The 18,093-nt window shown below is 62.7% G+C and carries 14 protein-coding genes and 4 tRNA genes; 11 read left to right on the top strand and 7 right to left on the bottom strand.

Annotation, left to right across the window (positions count from 1 at the left end):
• The 5 genes from udk to rnr all read right to left on the bottom strand — a co-directional run bounded on the left by udk (position 1) and on the right by rnr (position 5,870).
• Entirely contained in the window at positions 1-645 is a 645-nt protein-coding gene (udk, locus tag CLU90_RS00770; protein ID WP_092712503.1) for a uridine kinase, read from the bottom strand.
• A 240-nt stretch (positions 646-885) separates the two neighbouring features.
• Complete coding sequence (locus tag CLU90_RS00765; protein WP_100426938.1) at positions 886-1,596, bottom strand: YceH family protein; 711 nt, start codon at positions 1,594-1,596, stop codon at positions 886-888.
• Positions 1,597-1,606: 10 nt separating this feature from the next.
• On the bottom strand, positions 1,607-2,356 hold the full coding sequence (cysE, locus tag CLU90_RS00760) for a serine O-acetyltransferase (protein WP_034784004.1): 750 nt from the start codon (positions 2,354-2,356) through the stop codon (positions 1,607-1,609).
• Positions 2,357-2,550: 194 nt separating this feature from the next.
• Positions 2,551-3,294 (bottom strand): 23S rRNA (guanosine(2251)-2'-O)-methyltransferase RlmB, encoded by a 744-nt coding sequence (gene rlmB / locus CLU90_RS00755; RefSeq protein WP_058048541.1) that lies wholly within the window; start codon positions 3,292-3,294, stop codon positions 2,551-2,553.
• A 14-nt stretch (positions 3,295-3,308) separates the two neighbouring features.
• Positions 3,309-5,870: a ribonuclease R gene (gene rnr, locus CLU90_RS00750; protein WP_100426937.1), complete on the bottom strand. Its 2,562-nt coding sequence runs from the start codon at positions 5,868-5,870 to the stop codon at positions 3,309-3,311.
• 408 nt (positions 5,871-6,278) lie between these two features.
• On the opposite strand from rnr, the gene CLU90_RS00745 reads away from it, so the two are divergent.
• The 4 genes from CLU90_RS00745 (at position 6,279) to CLU90_RS00730 (ending at position 7,070) form a co-directional block, all read left to right on the top strand.
• Positions 6,279-6,363, top strand: a tRNA-Leu gene (locus tag CLU90_RS00745).
• A gap of 303 nt (positions 6,364-6,666) precedes the next feature.
• Positions 6,667-6,751: transfer RNA gene (locus tag CLU90_RS00740), tRNA-Leu, on the top strand.
• 69 nt (positions 6,752-6,820) lie between these two features.
• Positions 6,821-6,905 (top strand) — tRNA-Leu (locus CLU90_RS00735).
• Positions 6,906-6,985: 80 nt separating this feature from the next.
• Positions 6,986-7,070: transfer RNA gene (locus CLU90_RS00730), tRNA-Leu, on the top strand.
• 87 nt (positions 7,071-7,157) lie between these two features.
• On the opposite strand, the gene CLU90_RS00725 is transcribed toward CLU90_RS00730, so the two are convergent.
• The gene (locus CLU90_RS00725; protein WP_092712494.1) at positions 7,158-8,009 is read right to left on the bottom strand and encodes an SDR family oxidoreductase; all 852 of its coding nucleotides are present in this window, start codon (positions 8,007-8,009) and stop codon (positions 7,158-7,160) included.
• Positions 8,010-8,125: 116 nt separating this feature from the next.
• Between CLU90_RS00725 and CLU90_RS00720 the strand changes: the two genes are divergently transcribed.
• The 4 genes from CLU90_RS00720 (at position 8,126) to phaP (ending at position 11,859) form a co-directional block, all read left to right on the top strand.
• On the top strand, positions 8,126-8,554 hold the full coding sequence (locus tag CLU90_RS00720; RefSeq protein WP_092712492.1) for a winged helix-turn-helix transcriptional regulator: 429 nt from the start codon (positions 8,126-8,128) through the stop codon (positions 8,552-8,554).
• A gap of 102 nt (positions 8,555-8,656) precedes the next feature.
• Positions 8,657-10,897, top strand: coding sequence for an ATP-binding protein (locus CLU90_RS00715; RefSeq protein WP_100426936.1), 2,241 nt, complete (start codon positions 8,657-8,659; stop codon positions 10,895-10,897).
• A 47-nt stretch (positions 10,898-10,944) separates the two neighbouring features.
• Positions 10,945-11,139 carry a hypothetical protein gene (locus tag CLU90_RS00710; protein WP_092712487.1) on the top strand — a complete coding sequence of 65 codons (195 nt, stop codon included), beginning with the start codon at positions 10,945-10,947 and terminating at the stop codon, positions 11,137-11,139.
• A gap of 108 nt (positions 11,140-11,247) precedes the next feature.
• Positions 11,248-11,859 (top strand): TIGR01841 family phasin, encoded by a 612-nt coding sequence (gene phaP, locus CLU90_RS00705; RefSeq protein ID WP_100426935.1) that lies wholly within the window; start codon positions 11,248-11,250, stop codon positions 11,857-11,859.
• Positions 11,860-11,992: 133 nt separating this feature from the next.
• Here the strand turns inward: phaP and CLU90_RS00700 are convergent, their stop codons facing one another.
• The gene (locus CLU90_RS00700; protein WP_100426934.1) at positions 11,993-13,222 is read right to left on the bottom strand and encodes an MFS transporter; all 1,230 of its coding nucleotides are present in this window, start codon (positions 13,220-13,222) and stop codon (positions 11,993-11,995) included.
• Positions 13,223-13,377: 155 nt separating this feature from the next.
• Between CLU90_RS00700 and CLU90_RS00695 the strand changes: the two genes are divergently transcribed.
• The 3 genes from CLU90_RS00695 to CLU90_RS00685 all read left to right on the top strand — a co-directional run bounded on the left by CLU90_RS00695 (position 13,378) and on the right by CLU90_RS00685 (position 18,091).
• Positions 13,378-14,082: an SMI1/KNR4 family protein gene (locus CLU90_RS00695; RefSeq protein ID WP_100426933.1), complete on the top strand. Its 705-nt coding sequence runs from the start codon at positions 13,378-13,380 to the stop codon at positions 14,080-14,082.
• Positions 14,083-14,177: 95 nt separating this feature from the next.
• Positions 14,178-15,830: a VRR-NUC domain-containing protein gene (locus tag CLU90_RS00690; protein ID WP_100426932.1), complete on the top strand. Its 1,653-nt coding sequence runs from the start codon at positions 14,178-14,180 to the stop codon at positions 15,828-15,830.
• Between the two features lie 5 nt (positions 15,831-15,835).
• Positions 15,836-18,091 (top strand): ATP-dependent DNA helicase, encoded by a 2,256-nt coding sequence (locus CLU90_RS00685; protein ID WP_100429343.1) that lies wholly within the window; start codon positions 15,836-15,838, stop codon positions 18,089-18,091.
• The last annotated feature ends 2 nt before the right edge of the window (positions 18,092-18,093 follow it).

The raw sequence follows: 18,093 nt of genomic DNA, 5'->3' as shown, positions 1-18,093 counted from the left end.
TCAGGCGGCCGGTTTCAATTGACCAATCACGCTGGCCACCTTGGCCGTGATCATGTCGACCGCGGGGCCATTCGCGCCATGCGGCAAGATGACATCGGCATTGCGCTTGGTCGGCTCGATGAACTGCTTGTGCATCGGGCGCACGGTTTCCAGGTACTGCTCGATGACGCTTTCCACCGAACGGCCGCGCTCCGTGATATCGCGCTGCATGCGGCGGATGAAGCGCACGTCGGAGGCCGTGTCGACAAAGATCTTCAGCGACATCATGTTGCGCAAGTCTTCGTCATACAAGGCGAACAGGCCTTCGATCACGATCACGGGCGCCGGCTTGACGGAAATGGTCCGGTTGGAGCGGTTGTGCAGCGTGAAGTCGTACTCGGGCATCTCGATCGGCTCGCCGTTGCGCAAGGCCTGGATGTGCTGCACCAGCAATGGCCACTCGAACGCCTGCGGATGGTCGTAATTCTGCTGGCGCCGGACTTCAGGGGAGAGATGGGTTTGGTCGCAATAGTAGTCGTCCTGCATCACGACCGAGACCATGTCGGCGCCAAACGACGCCAGCACCTGCTGTGATACGGTGGACTTGCCACTGCCGCTTCCGCCAGCGACACCAATAACAAACGGTTGGAAGGAAATAGTATTCATGCCGAATGATACCGGAAACGGGGCCGGACTGACAGGGAGCGGCTGAAATGCCGGGCCTGTCACGCGCCATGCACGAGCCGCGCACGCAGCTCGGCTACCCGTTCCGGCCAGCCGAAGAAAGGGCCGATGCGCGCGCTTCGCGTCATTGACGCAGGCATCCCGGGCGTCGAAGCTGGGCATGCCCGAGTGGGTCTCGCCGCAGGAGCGGCGCAAAAGGAAAACGTCACGCGTGAGCGGCCATTATTCGAACTGCTTGCGGAACGCCTCGAACTGCGCCGCCAGGCCATCGAAGTCGCTGCGCAATTGCAGCACTTCCTGCTCCAGCTGGGCCACACGGCTGCCCTGCTGCGGCGCGCTGACGGCGCCGGCAAAACCTGCCGCCGTCTCGATCTGCGCCAGCGCCTCTTCACCGCCCAGCAGATGGCCGTAGCGCGGTTCCTTGGCGCCGGGTGCGACGGCCAGCTTGGCCGCCAGCGGCGGATATTTGTCGATCAAGAATTGCAGGCCAGCTTCCACTTCCGCCACGGACTTGAATTCATGTACGCGGCCGCTGCGGCTGCGGATTTCGCCCGCCGTCTGCAAGCCGCGCAGCATCAGGATCGTCAGGATGGCCAGCTTGTCCTGTTCCAGCGACCACTTGATGCGCATGCGGTGTTCGTACTTGGCGACCCGCGCGCCGGCCTGCGTGATGCCGTTGACGAACTTGCGCTGCATCAGCCGCTGCAGCACGTCGTAGACGGTTTCTTCGGACAGGGCCATGACGGGGTCGCGGCTGGACAGCTGGTTGCAGCCGTTCGTCAGCGCGTTGAGCGACAGCGGATAGCTGTCCGGCGTCAGCGCTTCCTTTTCGGCCAGCACGGCCAGCACGCGGATCTCGAACGGGTCGAGCAGATTCGGATTGTCGCTGCTCTTTTCTGCTGCGTTTTCAGCTATGTTTGCGTCTGTAGTCATGCCTGTATCCTTAATCAACCAGCTTGTTCATTTGCTCGGAATCGAATTTATCACACTCGGGCACGCCCTGGCAGCAGATGCCCGCCGCCTTCAGGGTGGCGAGGATGGTTTCGATGCGCTGTTCCTGCGCCACGGCATGCGTGATCAGCCCTTGCAGGGCTTTCGACAGCGGATCGTCGCCGTTGGGCGTGACGCCATACGCGGCGAACAAATGGGCCGTGCTGCCCTCGCGCAGGGCGCTGACATCCTTTTGCACGATGTGCGCGGGGTTGCCAACGGCCGTGGCGCCGGACGGCACGGGTTTCAACAGCACGGCGTTCGAGCCCACCTTGGCGTACTCGCCCACCGTGAAGCTGCCCAGCACCTGCGCGCCGGCGCCGACGATGACGCCGCGCTCGAGGGTCGGATGGCGCTTGGCGCCGCTGTGCAGCGAGGTGCCGCCCAGGGTCACGCCCTGGTAGATGGTGCAGTCGTCGCCGACGACGGCCGTCTCGCCGATCACCACGCCGAAGCCGTGGTCGATGAAGACGCGCCGGCCGATGACCGCGCCCGGATGGATCTCGATGCCCGTGATGATGCGGGCGATATAGGAAATGAAGCGCCCCACCCACTTCATGTGCCGCGTCCAGCACCAGTGCGCCCAGCCATGCATGACGATGGCGTGCAAGCCCGGATAACAGGTCAGCACCTCCCAGCCATTGCGGGCGGCCGGGTCACGTTCGATGATGCTGTTGATGTCTTCGCGCAGGTGGTGGAACATAATGAAAATGGATAAGGTGGAACGCAAATGGTAGCGTATTCGGCGGCGTGCTGCCGGAGAGGCAGATAAACAACCGCCGCCTCAAGGGCGGCGGCTGATTTTCTGGAAGCGTTACAAAACGTTCAGGGCAAGGCGCATTGCCGAAGACAGTACGAATGTACGGCGAGGCAATGCAACGCAGCCATGGACGTTTTTTAGGCTTCCAGCGCGATGCGCTGGCGGCGGGCTTCATACAAGCACACGCCCGAAGCCACGGACACGTTCAGGCTCTCGACGGAGCCGAACATCGGGATGCTGACGAGGATGTCGCAGGTGTCGCGCGTCAAGCGGCGCATGCCTTCGCCTTCGGACCCCATGACGAGAGCCGTCGGGCCCGTGAAATCGGCTTCGTACAAGCCTTTTTCGCCGTCGTCCGAGGTGCCGATCAGCCAGATGCCGCGATCCTTCAGTTCACGCATGGTGCGCGCCAGGTTCGTCACCGTGATGTACGGGACGGTTTCGGCGGCGCCACTGGCGACCTTGGCGGCCGTGGCGTTCAAGCCCACGGCGCGGTCCTTCGGCACGATGACGGCATGTGCGCCGACACCGTCGGCCACGCGCAGGCAGGCGCCCAGGTTGTGCGGGTCGGTAATGCCGTCGAGAATCAACAGCAGCGGCGGGCCGTCGATGGCGTCCAGCAGCTCATCGAGATTGCGCGCCAGCGACAGCTGCGAGGCAAACGCGATCACGCCCTGGTGGCGGCGCGTGCCGACGATCTTGTCCAGACGCGACGAATCGACGGGCATGACGCGCACGTTCGCAGCCTTGGCGGCGGCGATCATGTCCTTCATGCGGCCGTCGACGCGGCTGGCATCGACGAAAATTTCTTCCACGGACGACGCTTCATGACGCAAACGCGAGGTGACGGCGTGGAAGCCGAAAATCATTTTATTCTTCATTATCTATCTATCGCTTATCGCTTGTTCTTGCTTGATTTTGATACAGTTTTTGCTGCACGTGGTGCCGCCGCAGCGGGTGCCGCGGCTGGTTTCTTGCTGCGCTTAGACTCGGCGGCCTTGGGGGCTGCCGCCTTGGGCGCTGCCTTGGCTGCAGGCTTGGCTTGCGCCTTGGCGCCGTTGGAACGGCCGCCGGAACCCTTGCCGGGTTTGCCACCATTGTTGCCGCCGCCATTGACGCTGGCCTTGATCTCGTGGCGCTGCTCGGTCGCGGGACCAGGCTTGACCATCGATTTCTTTTCGCCCTTGCGCTTGCCGCCGGCCTGCTTGGCTGGCGCTTCTTCGCCCGCCAGTTCCGCATCGGTGACCAGGCGCAGGTCGATCTTGCGCGTTTCCAGGTCGACACGCGCCACTTGCACCGTCAGACGGTCGGTCAGCTGGTAGCGCTTGCCCGTGCGTTCGCCGCGCAATTCATGGCGCGCATCGTCGTACTGGAAGTAGTCGGTGCCCAGCTCGGTGACGTGCACCAGGCCTTCGACAAACAGGGTGTCCAGTTGCACGAAGACGCCGAAGGTGGTCACGCCCGTGATGGTGCCGGTGAATTCCTCGCCCAGCTTGTCCTGCATGAAGTAGCACTTCAGCCAGGCTTCGACATCGCGTGACGCTTCGTCGGCGCGGCGCTCGTTGGCCGAGCAATGCACGCCCAGCGCGTCCCATATCGTCAGATCGGTCTTCTTCGGCTTGCCTTCGGCCTTGTCTTTCGCCTGCTGCTTGCGCGTGGCGTTCGACACGTTCGTGTTCAGCACGGTCTTCTCGGACAGCTTGGGCTCGTATTTCTTGCCTTGCAAGATGGCCTTGATGGCGCGGTGCGTCAGCAGGTCGGGATAGCGGCGGATCGGGCTGGTGAAGTGGGCATACGCCTCGTACGCCAGGCCGAAGTGGCCGATATTGTCCGGGCTGTAGACGGCTTGCTGCATCGAGCGCAGCAGCATCGTTTGCAGCAGGGCAGCGTCGGGACGCTCCTTGATCTGCTGCATCAGGGTCTGGTAATCGGATGCCGATGGCGTATCGCCGCCCGTCAGGTTCAGGCCGACTTGCTTGAGGAAGGTGCGCACTTGCGTGAGCTTTTCCTTGGTCGGGCTGGCGTGGATGCGGTAGGTGCCTGGATGCTTGTTACGCAGCAGCAGATCGGCCGCGCAGACGTTGGCCGCCAGCATGCACTCTTCGATGATCTTGTGCGCTTCGTTGCGCGTGCGGGGAATGATCTTTTCGATCTTGCCCGCGCTGTTGCAGACGATATAGGTTTCCGTCGTCTCGAAGTCGATGGCGCCCCGCTCCGTGCGTGCTTTCAGCAAGGCGCGGTAGACGGCTTCCAGGTTTTGCAGGTGCGGCAGGATGTCCGCGCGGCGCGCCGCTTCGGGTCCCTTGGTGTTGCCCAGCACGGCGGCGACTTCGTCATACGTGAGGCGCGCGGCCGAATGGATGACGGCCGGGTAGAACTGGTACGCCTTCAGCTCGCCCTTGTCGCTGACGACGGCGTCGCACACGAGGGTCAAACGGTCGACGGCAGGGTTCAGCGAGCACAGGCCGTTCGACAGTTTTTCCGGCAGCATCGGAATCACGCGGCGCGGGAAGTAGACGGACGTGCTGCGCTCCAACGCGTCGATATCGAGCGCGTCGTTCGGTTTCACGTAATGGCTGACGTCGGCAATCGCCACGATCAGGCGGAAGCAGTTGGCACGGCCGATCTTGACGGGCTCGCAATACACGGCATCGTCGAAATCGCGCGCATCCTCGCCATCGATGGTGACGAGCGGCACGTCGCGCAGGTCGACACGGTCTTTCAGGTCGGCGGCGCGCACTTCGAACGGCAGTTTTTCAGCTTGCTTGAGGGCGGCGGCGGAAAAGATGTGCGGCACGTTGAATTTACGCACTGCAATCTCGATTTCCATGCCGGGATCATCGAGCGCACCGAGCACTTCGACGATCTTGCCGACCGGTTGCTTGAAGCGCATCGGCTGCTCGGTCAACTCGACGCTGACGATCTGGCCGGCCTTGGCCTTGCCCACCGAACCGGTCACCAGGATATCCTGGCCGATGCGCTGGTCTTCCGGCGCCACGACCCAGGTACCGTTCTCCTGGATCAGGCGGCCGATGACGTGGGTGTTGGCGCGCTGCGTGACTTCCACGATCGTGCCTTCCGGGCGGCCGCGGCGGTCCGTGCCGACGATGCGGGCCATGACCTTGTCGCCATGCAGTACTTTCTGCATTTCTTTCTCAGGCAGGAACAGGTCGGCGCTCGCGTCGTCGGGAATAACGAAGCCGAAGCCATCGCGGTGGCTGGTGACGCGACCGGCGACAAGCGCGCTCTGGTCGGCCAGGCTGAAAACACCGCTGGCGTCAGACTTGAGCTGGCCGTCGCGCTCCATCGCCTTCAGGCGACGAACGAGGACATCCATGGAATCGGCATGCACTTGCAGCGTTTTCCCGAGAGACTGCGGGTCGAGAGGCGCGTTGACGCTGCGGAATATGCCGAGAATGTCCTCCCGGCTGGGGATGGTGTGGGTATTTTGGCTCAAAAGTATTTCTATAGTTGTTATTGACAGTGATCAAACGGAAGACAAAGACCGATGACATCACCGTCAATATTGACACGGTGATGTCCGGTAGTGTACCGGAGGACGCCTTGGTTTGCCTAACGGACAGCGTAGCGGAAACCGAACAAGTGCCCCGCCGATGAAAAAAAGAAGAAAAGCTGCGCAATGCATTTGACTTCGGCAAATATTGCTCTATAATCTCGGTCTCTTGCAGCGACAAACCTTCACGGGAATGCGGTTGCAGGAAAGCGGTACAGGGTTGATGTGCAGTATGGAGCGAAAGCTCATCTGGCGCAAAACTCTTCAAGCCGCTATAATAGCAGAATTGTTGCCAAGTTATTTGGCAACGAATACTCGAGCAGCAAAGTAGTAAGCAATAGCAGCATCAGTGCCCACGTGGCGGAATTGGTAGACGCGCATGGTTCAGGTCCATGTGCCTTCGGGTGTAGGGGTTCGAGTCCCTTCGTGGGCACCATTACCTAATTCGCAAAAAGCCGCAAACTTTCACGAGTTTGCGGCTTTTTTCATTTCCGCAGCGAAAAGCCCTTCCCTCTCGCGCCAGACTGGTCACGCGGCATGCCTGCGGATAGAAGTCTGCGGAAAATCGCTGAAAAAAGAGGCAGATTTCCCCTTTTTTCATAGGGAACAGCCCTTTTCAGGCGAAAAAACATGTTTCTTGAAGAAAAGTGCAAAATGTTGATTGACCGAATGCGCGCCAGCCCTTATGATTTTGTCCTCGCTGCAGAACACGCAGCGACAAGCAGCAAGCAGTAACAATGCCCACGTGGCGGAATTGGTAGACGCGCATGGTTCAGGTCCATGTGCCTTCGGGTGTAGGGGTTCGAGTCCCTTCGTGGGCACCACCAGCAACGAGTTGCTCATCGTTGTGATCCGCAGTACAGTAGCAAGATAGCAGCAACAAGCAGCACAATGCCCACGTGGCGGAATTGGTAGACGCGCATGGTTCAGGTCCATGTGCCTTCGGGTGTAGGGGTTCGAGTCCCTTCGTGGGCACCACCAGCAACGAGTTGTTTTCGTTGTAGTCCGCAGTAAAGCAGTACCATAGTGAGACATCAGCAGTAACTAGCAGCATCAGTGCCCACGTGGCGGAATTGGTAGACGCGCATGGTTCAGGTCCATGTGCCTTCGGGTGTAGGGGTTCGAGTCCCTTCGTGGGCACCATTACCTAATTCGCAAAAAAGCCGCAAACTTTCACGAGTTTGCGGCTTTTTTCATTCCAGAATGCCGCATCCCTGCGGCACCCTCTTCTTATTTGGCCAGCGCGGCCTTGACGGCGTCGAGCAGGCTTGTCGTCGGACGGCCGATCAGCGCGCTCAATTGCTTGCCATGGTCTTCCAGGCCGCCCTTGGCCGCGCCCGCATCGGAATCGGCCAGCAGATCGGCAAAGCCTTCCGGCACGCCCACGCCCACCAGCGCCGCCTTGAAGTCCGCCTGCGGCAAATCCTTGTACACGATCGCCTTGCCCGACTGGCGCGCCACTTCGGCCGCGTACTCGGCCAGGGTAAAGCCCTGGTCGCCGGCCAGTTCATAGATGGCTTGCGGCTTGTCAGCGACCAGCACGGCAGCGGCGGCGGCGGCATAGTCCAGACGCGCGGCCGACGAGAAACGGCCGTTTTGCGCCGCGCCCAGCACGACGCCATGCTCGAGCACGGGCGCCAGGTGTTCCGTGTGGTTTTCCAGGTACCAGCCGTTGCGCAGGAAAGCGTACGGCACATTGGACGCGCGGATGGCCGCTTCCGTGACCACGTGCTCGGCGGCCAGGCCCAGCGGCGACGTGTCGGCGCGCAAGACGCTCGTGTAGGCCAGCAGGGCCACGCCGGCGCGCTTGGCCGCATCGATGACGTTCTGGTGCTGCTGGATGCGCTGGCCCACTTCGCTCGACGAAATCAGCAGGATCTTCGTTGCGCCCTTGAACGCCGCATCAAGGCTGGCACCGTCGTTGTAATCGGCCTGGCGCACTTGCACGCCCTGGGCGGCCAGATTGGCGGCCTTGGCCGGATTGCGCACGGCGGCGATGATATTGGCTGCGGGTACGGATTTGAGCAGGCTGGCGATGACGTGCTGCCCCAGATTGCCTGTGGCACCGGTGATGACGATCATGATTTCTCCTTGGTACGTGAGTGGTAAAACCCTATAATAGGACTATTACTTACTTATTGTAAGTACGTACCTTTTGGTAAGTATGCGTAAATTTTAAATTATCAAGGCCAACTATCATGTCCACAGACACTCCCGGTGCCAGCCTGCGCGCCGCCCTCGCCCGCCAAACCCAGGGCGCGCACCTGATGGCCGCCGCCTGCCCGTCGCGCGCCGTGCTCAGCCACCTGACCAGCCGCTGGGCCGTGCTGGTGCTGGTACTGCTGCTGAGCGGCACGCGGCGCTTCAGCGAACTGCGCCGTGAAGTGGGCGGCGTCAGCGAAAAAATGCTGGCGCAAACCCTGGAAGCGCTGGCTGGCGACGGTTTCGTGCTGCGCCAGGCGTATCTGGTGATCCCGCCCAAGGTGGAATACAGCCTCACGCCGCTGGGACGCGAGGCGGCCGAACGCCTGGCCGTGCTGGTCGACTGGATCGAGGATAATTATCCGCGCATCGAACAGGCGCGCGCCGACCTGGCCGCGGCGCCCGCAGTGCAAAACGCCGCCTGAACGGCTACTATGACCCTTGCTTTTGGTCATCAAGAATTATCGTTTACTCCTACTTGCCTTGATGTAATACTAGGCCCATGAAACGCGTAAGGGCGCGACACCATGAACCAGTTGATTTCTTCCATCACCGACCGGGCCAATGTGCTGCTGGTCAGCAATTCGTCAAACGATGTGCGCGAACTGCTGTATGTGCTGGACCGGCATAACCTGGGCACGGGGCTGGCGGGCGATATCGACGAAGGCGTGGAACTGGCGGCCGGCGGAACGGACCTGATCCTGCTCGACGCGGCCCTGGCGGGCACGAATATCGGCGCCACCTGCATGCGCTTGCGCAATGCGGGCGGTCGCCACAGCGTCCCCCTGCTGCTGATGTCGGCCACCCCCAGTGCCGAGGAGCAAGGCCGCAGCGTGGGCGCCGGCGCCTCCGACTACATCAAGATGCCCTTCAATGCGCGCGACGTGGCGGAAAAAATCCTCATGGAACTGGCGCTGCACAAGGCCGAAGCACCGGCGCCGCATGCCGCCACGCCGCCGCGCCCCCTGCATCCGCAAACGCTGGAAGTCAATTACCACTCGATACTGGCCGGCTCGCCCGATGCCGTGCTGCTGTTCGATATCGACAACGGCCTGCTGATCGACGCCAACCACCTGGCCGAGGAATTGTTCGGCATGCCGCTGGCCGAGCTGCTGCAAGGCGGCATGGAACCGCTGTTCCCCACCCATCAGAGCGATGGCCGCGCCTCGCCGCAACTGCTGGAAGAAAAGATCCGCGATACCTTGCAAGGCAAGATCGTCGTCTTCCGCGCCAGCTGCTGCCACCGCGACAGCCGCCCCATCGCCTGCGAAATCCGGCTGATGCGCCTGTCCGTGCCGGGCCGCCAGCTCGTGCATGCGCGCATCATCGACTTGACGGAGCGCAACCTCGCCGAAGCGATGCGCTCGGGCCAGAGCGCCCTGCTGGAAATGGTCGCCAAGGGCGCCCCCCTGATTCCCACCCTGAACCAGCTGCTACTCCTGATCGAAGGCCAGTCGCGCGGCGTGTACTGCTCCATCATGCTGCTCGACGATGACGGCGTCCACATGCACAGCGCGGCCGGCCCCAGCCTGCCGCCCGAATACATGGCCCTGCTCGAAGGCGTGGCCATCGGCCCCGGCGTGGGCTCTTGCGGCACGGCCATGTTCCTGCGCGAACCGGTGGTGGTCAGCGACATCATGTGCGATCCGCTGTGGGCGCCCTACCGCGAGCTGGCCGCGCCGTTCGGCTTGCGCGCCTGCTGGTCGCGCCCCATCTTCGGGCAGGATGGCGCCGTGCTCGGCTCCTTCGCCATGTACTACCGCGAAGTGCGCACGCCCGATGCGCGCGACCTGGAGCTGATCGACACGGCAACCGACCTGGCCGGCATCGCGATTGGCCGCATGCGCCACGAACGCGAATTGCAGCGCCACCGCGCCCACCTGGAAGAGCTGGTGGCCGAACGCACGGCGGCCCTGACCCAGGCCAAGGAACAGTCGGAACAGGCAAACCGCGAATTGGCCGCCGCGCTGGAAAACCTGTCCATCACGCAGGAGGAACTGGTGCGCCGCGACAAGCTGGCCGCGCTGGGCGCGCTCGTGGCCGGCATCGCGCATGAACTCAATACGCCGATCGGCAACGGCCTAGTGGTGGCCACCACGATGGCCGAACGCACGCGCGAACTCCAGGCCAGCTTCCAGGACGGCTTGCGCCGTTCCGAACTGGGCGCCTACCTGACCCAGGCCAGCGAGGCCGACGCCATCATGCTGCGCAACCTGCAGCGCGCGGCCGACCTCGTCTCGAGCTTCAAGCAGATCGCCGTCGACCGCGCCAGTTCGCAGCGCCGCCACTTCCTGCTGCGCCAGTTCGTGGCCGAGCTGATGCTGCCCCTGTCCACGCCGCTCAAGGCGGCCGGCTTGACGCTGACGCAGGACGTGCCCGAGGACCTGGCCATGGACAGCTATCCGGGTCCGCTGGGCCAGGTGCTGAGCAACCTGCTGGAAAACTGCCTGCGCCACGCCTTCGAAGGCCGCAGCGGCGGCAATATCGCCGTCAGGGCGCGTGGCAGCGACGATGGGAAAACGATCACCATGTCGATCGCCGACACGGGCGTGGGCATCGCGGCCGACGACCTCGTGCACGTCTATGACCCTTTCTTCACGACCAAGCTCGGTTCCGGCGGCTCGGGCCTGGGGCTGCATGTGGCGCACAACATCGTCACGGGCGTGCTGGGCGGGCATATCGACGCCACCAGCAACACGGGCGACGCCAGCGGCACCACCTTCACCCTGCAGCTGCCGGCCGTGGCGCCGCAATCGCCCGCGCCCTGAACGGCAAGCGCGCTACAATGCTCGCAAGCATTTCTTTCGGAGCAACCATGAAATACCTGATCGCCACGGCCCTGCTGGCCGCCTGCGCCTGCGCCTCGGCCGGACCTGCACCCTGGTACCAATGGCGCAGCAAGATCGACGGCACCCTGTCGTGCGCCCAGTCCACCCTGGGATTTGGCTGGGAACTGGCTTCGGGACCGTACAAAGATAGCCGTTGCGAAAAACCGGCGCTTGCTAAATAATGGGGCCATGACCACACGGGGGCACCGGCTTGATTGCAAGCGATGGCATTGCGGCGTCGAAAGAGTATGGAACGATAAGAACGTATCTATTCAAACCGAGGAGACCACATGTTTACGAATCCCGAACAATTCGCAACGGCCACCAAGGCCCTGTTTGAATTCCAGCTGATGACCTTCAACACCCTCACCTCGAAGGCCGTGCAAGGCGTGGAACAGGTGCTGGCGCTGAACATGGCCACCGCCAAGTCCGGCATCGAAGATGGCCTTGCCGCCGGCAAGGAAATCAGCCAGGCCAAGGATCCGAAGGCCGCCATGGCCGCCGCCGCTGCCCAGCTGCAACCGGGCGTGGCCGGAGCCAAAGCGTATAAACAGCAACTCGACGACATCATCAAGGAAATCCACACGGAATTCACGACGGCCGCCGAAGCCCACGTGGCCGAAGCGAAAAGCAACTTGAGCGCCCTGATCTACGACGTCACGAAGAACGTGCCGCCCGGCTCGGAAAACGCCGTCGCCATCGTCAAGGCCGCCATCGACAACGCCTTCCTCGGCTACGAGCAAGTGACCAAGGCCACGAAGCAGGCCGTGAAAACGGTGGAAGAGCAGATCGCCAAGGCCAGCGCGCAAGTGGCGCAGGCAACGGAAAAAGCGACAAACGGCGCCACCGCCGCGGCTGACAAAGCGGCGCCGGCGGCCAAGCCGAAAGCTACCAAAAAGTAATCCGACGCATTGTTGGCGTTAATGGTGATGTCGGATTACGCGCTTGCGCGCTAATCCGACCTACCGACCTACAAGAATCCACCGGCAGGGTCCGGTATTCGCCCTCCTCCCATACCCCCGAAATAGCCTGAGCCTAGCTGCAGAAATCCTCGCATGCCTTCGCCTCGACGGCGCCGTCCAGCTGGCGGCGCCAGGCCACCATGCGCCATGCGGCCCAGGCGGCGGACAAGGCGCCCGCGACGAGGATCAGCCGCGTATCGATCAGGGTCAGCACGGAGCCGCTGAGGGCGACGACGATGTTGGCGATGCAAAACGTCGTTGCCAGCAAACCCATCACGGCGCCCTGACCGTGCGCGCTGAAGCGCTCGGCGCACCAGCCCTGTATCACCGTGTTGTACAACGCGTTTGGAATGCCGAACAGCACGATGGCGGCAATGCCCACCCAGATATTGCCCAGCGCCAGAATCCCCACGGCCAGCGCCACGCCGCACGCATACCAGCTGGCACGCAGCAAGGGCGCATGGCGGCTGGGACCGCCCGCCAGCAGGGACGTGATGGTCATCGTGCCGCACAGGCCCACATTCACCCAGGCAATCTCCTGCGCATGGTAATTGGCCGTCTCGACCAGCCACAGCGGATAGAACTCGTAAAAACTGGCCACTCCGCAGGTGAGCGCCAGTTGCACGATGAACAGGGTGCGCAGCTCCTCATGGCGCAGCAAATTGAGCGAATGGCGGTCGCGCGCCACTTGCCACCACGACGTCGTCAAGAGCGAGGGCGTTTCGCGCGGCAAGCCCACGGCCACCAGCACGGCGACGAGCATCAGGGCGGCGGCGGCGATCCAGAATGGCACCGTCACGCCCCAATGCAGAGTCGCGCCCGCCAGGATCGGCCCCACCAGCCAGCCCAGGTAAAACGCGCCGTTCAGCCACGACATGGCGCGCAGGCGCAGCGCTCCCGTCAACTGGTCGGCCAGCATGGCGCGCGCCACGGCGCCGTTCCCTTCCAGCAAACCCGTGATGAAACGGGCGACGATGAACAGCGGGTAGGACTGGATCACCAGCGCCCAGGCCGTAATGGCGTGGCCGATGGCGGCGCCCACGGCCGTGCGCATCAGCAAGGGACGGCGGCCATAGCGGTCGGACAAGGGGCCCAGCAAGGCGGAGCCGATCAGCAAGCCCAGCGGGTTGATGGTCAGCGCCAGGCCGAACAGCAATTTGGACGGCAAGCCCAGGAAGTTGTTGAAGGCATTCGGCGCCTCGGCCGCGAACAGCGGCGGCAAAATCGGGTATGGCAGCGAAGCGCCTATGGTCGACAGCAGCGCCAGCAGGCAGGCGGCGGAAATCAGGATGATGTTTTTCATGCGGCTTCGGCGAATGTTGGTCTGGCAAGCATACGTGACCATGCCACACAAGCAAACTTAAATGTTTGCAATGATGCACATCGTTGCTGCCGTGAAGCGTGCCAAGTACGGCCTCGGCTATCATGCCCACACGAATCACGTTGAACGGGACAAACATGACACTGTCGGAAATTGAACAGCAGCACGGCTTCACCTATCCCGCATTGTATCGGCAACTGGAGCGCGACGGCATGCTGGCCGTGGGCGAATACGGGCCCGACTGGTACAAGCTGGTCTATCCCACCTTGACGGAGCGGCCCACCCTGCTGCTGCATGCCGACGATTTCGAACTGCTCAACATCGAGGCCGTCGCCGCAGAAGCGGAAACCTTGCTGGATACGGACGATTACCGGCAGATCGATCCCGCCTTCCAGTTCATCCCGTTCGCGCAAACGGGCGCGGGCGACCACTACTGCTTTTTCGCGTCAAGCGAGCAAGACGGCGAGATGCCCATCGTGCTGCTGTGGCACGACGAGAATGAAGCCCGCTACCTGGCGAAAAACCTGCAAGACTTCCTGCTTCACATGTTGTTGAACAGCATAGCGGACCAGGATACATACAACGGCGTCAGCGACGAGGCATTCAAGGAGCAACTGACGAAAACCCTGGGCACGCATGCACGCTACCTGACGGCGCGGCAAGCCGACGTGCTGCAGGCCTTGCTGGCCAGGGACATCGTCGATTACGACGTACTGCTGCCGAAGGGACGCAAGGAAGCGCACCGGGGCTTGCTGACCGATATGGAACTGGCCAGCCTGCGCGCGGAACTGATTCCCTACGAAAAGTTCGACAGCGGTTTTGCCTACAGCACGGCTGGCTGAACATGAAATCGCTGGGCAAGCGGCGACGGAAGGTTTAAACTGTATATAAACACAGTAAAACCGATCACCTTGCATCTTGCCCTATTGCCATCCCCATGTTGAGAGTCCTGGAAAATCCCCTGTACTATCTGGATAATTTCCAGGATGTGCTGAGCTGGATCAGCGCGCGCTACGCCGATCTGCTGAGTCTGGAAGAAACACAGTTCATCGCCGCCTTCGGCGCGCTGCCGCAGCCGTCGCGCGCCCTGTTCGTGCGCCTCGTCATGCGCAAGGGCTGCCTGTTTCGTGCCAGCAAACTCAGTTACCCGGAAATCGGCGACACGCGCGCGGCGGCCCTGGCCCTGCTGGCGACGGGCTGGGTGGTGGCCGATCCCGTCATCTCGCTCGAAGAACTGTTCGACCTGCTGCTGAAGGCGGAAGTCGCCCAGGCCTTCGACCTCGCCGCGCCCTTGAGAGCGGCGCGCAAGGCCGAGCAACTGGACGCCTTGCGCGAGCAGCATGGGGAAAATAAACCGTTTTCCGCATGGTATCCGACCTCCGGCGACGTGCTGTACCGCATCGGCCTGCAAGCGCTGTGCGACCGCCTGCGCCTGATTTATTTTGGCAACTATCACCAGGACTGGTCGGAATTCGTGCTGTCCGACCTGGGCGTGTATCAATACGAAAAAGTGGAATTCTCGCCGCAATCGCGCGGGTTTCGCACGCGCCAGGATATCGAACACTACGAAGTGCTGCACCAGTGCCGCGAACGCTACAACGACAGCGCACCGGCCGACGAGGTGCTGCGGGAACTGGCGGCGCTGCCATTGGCCGAGGACAATACCTGGCTGGCCAGCCGGCGCGACAAGCTGCGCTTCCAGATCGCCCAGCACCTGGAAAAATGCCAGGACTGGCCGGCCGCCTACCGCGCCTACGCCGATTGCCGCTATCCGGGCGCGCGGGGCCGCGCCATCCGCGTGCTGGAAAAAGATGAACAGCCGCAAGCGGCCTACGAACGCCTGACGATCGCCCTGGCCGCGCCGGAAAGCGAAGCGGAACAGCAATTGCTGCTGCGCATGGCGCCCCGTTTGCGGCGCAAGCTGGGTCATGCCAAACAGGCGGCCAGCGCGGCGGCCGCCGTGGAACGCATCGACCTGCTGCTGCCCTATCCTGAACAGGCGTGTTACGTGGAAGGCGTGGTGCAGCAGTATTTGATGCAGGATGGCGCGCCCGTGTATTACGTGGAAAACACCCTGATCAACTCGCTGTTCGGCCTGCTGTGCTGGCCCGCCATTTTCAAGGCCATGCCGGGGGCCTTCTTCCACCCGTTCCACCGTGGCCCGGCCGACTTGCACAGCGCCGATTTTTACCAGCGCCGCAGCACGGACTTTGCCGCCTGCCTGTCGCAGCTGGACGACGGCCGCTACCACGCCGCCATCCGCGCCACGCTTGCCGCCAAGCACGGCATCGTCTCGCCCTTCGTCAGCTGGGACGTGCTGGACGACGGCTTGCTGGGCCTGGCGCTGGCCTGCATCCCGGCAGTCCACCTGAAGAAGGCGTTCGAGCGCATCTTGCTCGACATCAAAAGCAACCGCAGCGGCTTTCCCGACCTGATCCAGTTCTGGCCGGCCGAACAGCGCTACCGGATGATCGAAGTCAAGGGTCCGGGCGACCGCCTGCAAGACAACCAGCTGCGCTGGATCGCGTATTGCGCCGAGCACGCCATGCCCGTCAGCGTGTGCTACCTGCAGTGGCAGGTGGCCACATGAGCGGCATGAAGTACACGATCGCCGTGCGCGCCCTGTGCGAATTCACGGCCAAGGTGGGCGACCTGGACTTGCGTTTCACGCCCTCGCCCACGGCGCAGGAAGGCATGGCCGGCCACGCCACCGTCACGGGCCGGCGCGACGACGATTACCAGCGTGAAATTAGTCTTTCCGGCGACTTCGGCCCCCTGCACGTGCGGGGACGCGCCGATGGCTATGACCCGGCGCGGCGCCAGCTGGAAGAGATCAAGACCTACCGGGGCGAACTCGACAAGATGCCCGCCAACCACCGCCAGTTGCACTGGGCACAGGCGCGCATCTACGGCCACTTGCTGTGCCAGCAACTGAACTTGCCCATGCTGCGCGTGGCGCTCGTGTATTTCGATATCGTGAGCCAGAAGGAAACCGTCATGCACGAAGAGTGCACGGCCGAGGCGCTGCGCCTGTTCTTCGAACAGCATTGCGCCCTGTTTCTCGACTGGGCCGAGCAGGAAATGACGCACCGCGCCAGCCGCGACGCGCAGCTCACCAGCATGGCCTTCCCCCATGCGGACTTTCGCCCGGGCCAGCGGCAATTGGCCGAAGCCATGTACAAGGCCAGCAGCCGCGGCTGCGGCTTGCTGGCGCAGGCGCCGACCGGCATCGGCAAGACGGTGGGCAGCCTGTTCCCCATGTTGAAAGCGACGGCCGCACATGGCCTCGATAAACTGTTTTTCCTGGCCGCCAAGGTGCCCGGCCGCCAGATGGCGCTCGACGCCTGCGCCATCCTCAAGGACAGCGCGCCGCTGCTGCCGCTACGCGTGCTGGAATTGAGCGCCAAGACCAGCGCCTGCGAACATAGGGACAAAGCCTGCCATGGCGAATCGTGTCCGCTGGCCAAGGGTTTTTACGACCGCCTGCCACTGGCGCGCGAGGTGGCGCTGGCCAGCGGTTTGATCCTCGACAAGGAAGCCGTGCGCGCCATCGCCTTGCAGCAAGGTATTTGCCCCTATTACCTGGGCATGGAGCTGGCGCGCTGGAGTGACGTCGTCATCGGCGACTACAATTACTATTTCGACCTCAGCGCCATGCTGTACGGCATGACGCTGGCCCACGACTGGAAAGTCAATGTGCTGGTCGACGAGGCGCACAATATGGTGTCGCGCGCGCGCAGCATGTATACCGCCGAACTGGCGCAGATCGACCTGAAGATGCTGCGCAAGTTCGCGCCCGACACCTTGAAAAAGCCGCTCGACCGCCTGTCGCGCCAGTGGACGGCTTTGTTGAAAGAGCAGGATGGCGATTACCACGTGCATGCGGCCTTGCCCGAGAAATTCTTTGGCGCCCTGCAAGGCGTGGCGACGGCCATCGGCGACTACATGGCCGAACATGCCACGGCCCTGGACGAAGACTTGCAGCGCTTTTATTTCGACGTGCTGCTGATCAACCGCCTGGCGGAAAGCTTCGGCGAACATTCGCTATTCGACGTCAGCAAAACCGACACTGGCTCCACCATCTGCATCCGCAACATCGTCCCGGCACCGTTTCTCAAGGAACGCTTCGCGGCCAGCCACAGCACGGCCCTGTTTTCCGCCACCCTGAGTCCGTGGAATTACTACAGCGACACCCTGGGCATGCCGGCCGACACGGCCTGGGTCGACGTGGAGTCGCCATTCCAGGCGGAACAATTGTCCGTGCGCGTGGCCGACACGATTTCCACGCGCTACCAGCACCGCGCCGCCTCCTTGCTGCCCATCGCCCAGCTGATGGCGAAGCAATACGCGGAAACGCCGGGCAACTACCTGGCCTTCTTCAGCAGCTTCGATTACATGGAAAAGACGGCCACCCTGTTTGCCCAGCACTACCCCGACGTTCCCATCTGGCAGCAGCCGCGCCGCATGGACGATACTGCCCGCGCGCAATTCCTCGGACGTTTCGGCCTGGACACGCGCGGCATCGGCTTTGCCGTGCTCGGCGGCGCCTTCGGCGAAGGCATCGACTTGCCCGGCGCGCGCCTGATCGGCGCCTTCATCGCCACCCTCGGTTTGCCGCACATCAATCCCGTCAACGAGCAAATCCGCCAGCGCATGGGCGACATCTTCGGCGCCGGCTACGACTACACGTATCTGTATCCGGGCATGCAAAAGGTGGTGCAGGCGGCCGGCAGGGTCATCCGCACCCAGTCGGACAAGGGCGTCGTCTACCTGATCGACGACCGTTTTTCGCGCCCGGAAATCCGCCAGCTGCTCCCCACGTGGTGGGATGTGCAACTGGCTGCTGGATAAAG

The sequence above is a fragment of the Janthinobacterium sp. 67 genome, assembly GCF_002797895.1.
Classification (GTDB): Bacteria; Pseudomonadota; Gammaproteobacteria; order Burkholderiales; family Burkholderiaceae_D; genus Janthinobacterium.
Note: the sequence above shows the minus strand (reverse complement) of the source record. Positions and strands in the feature narration are given on the sequence as shown.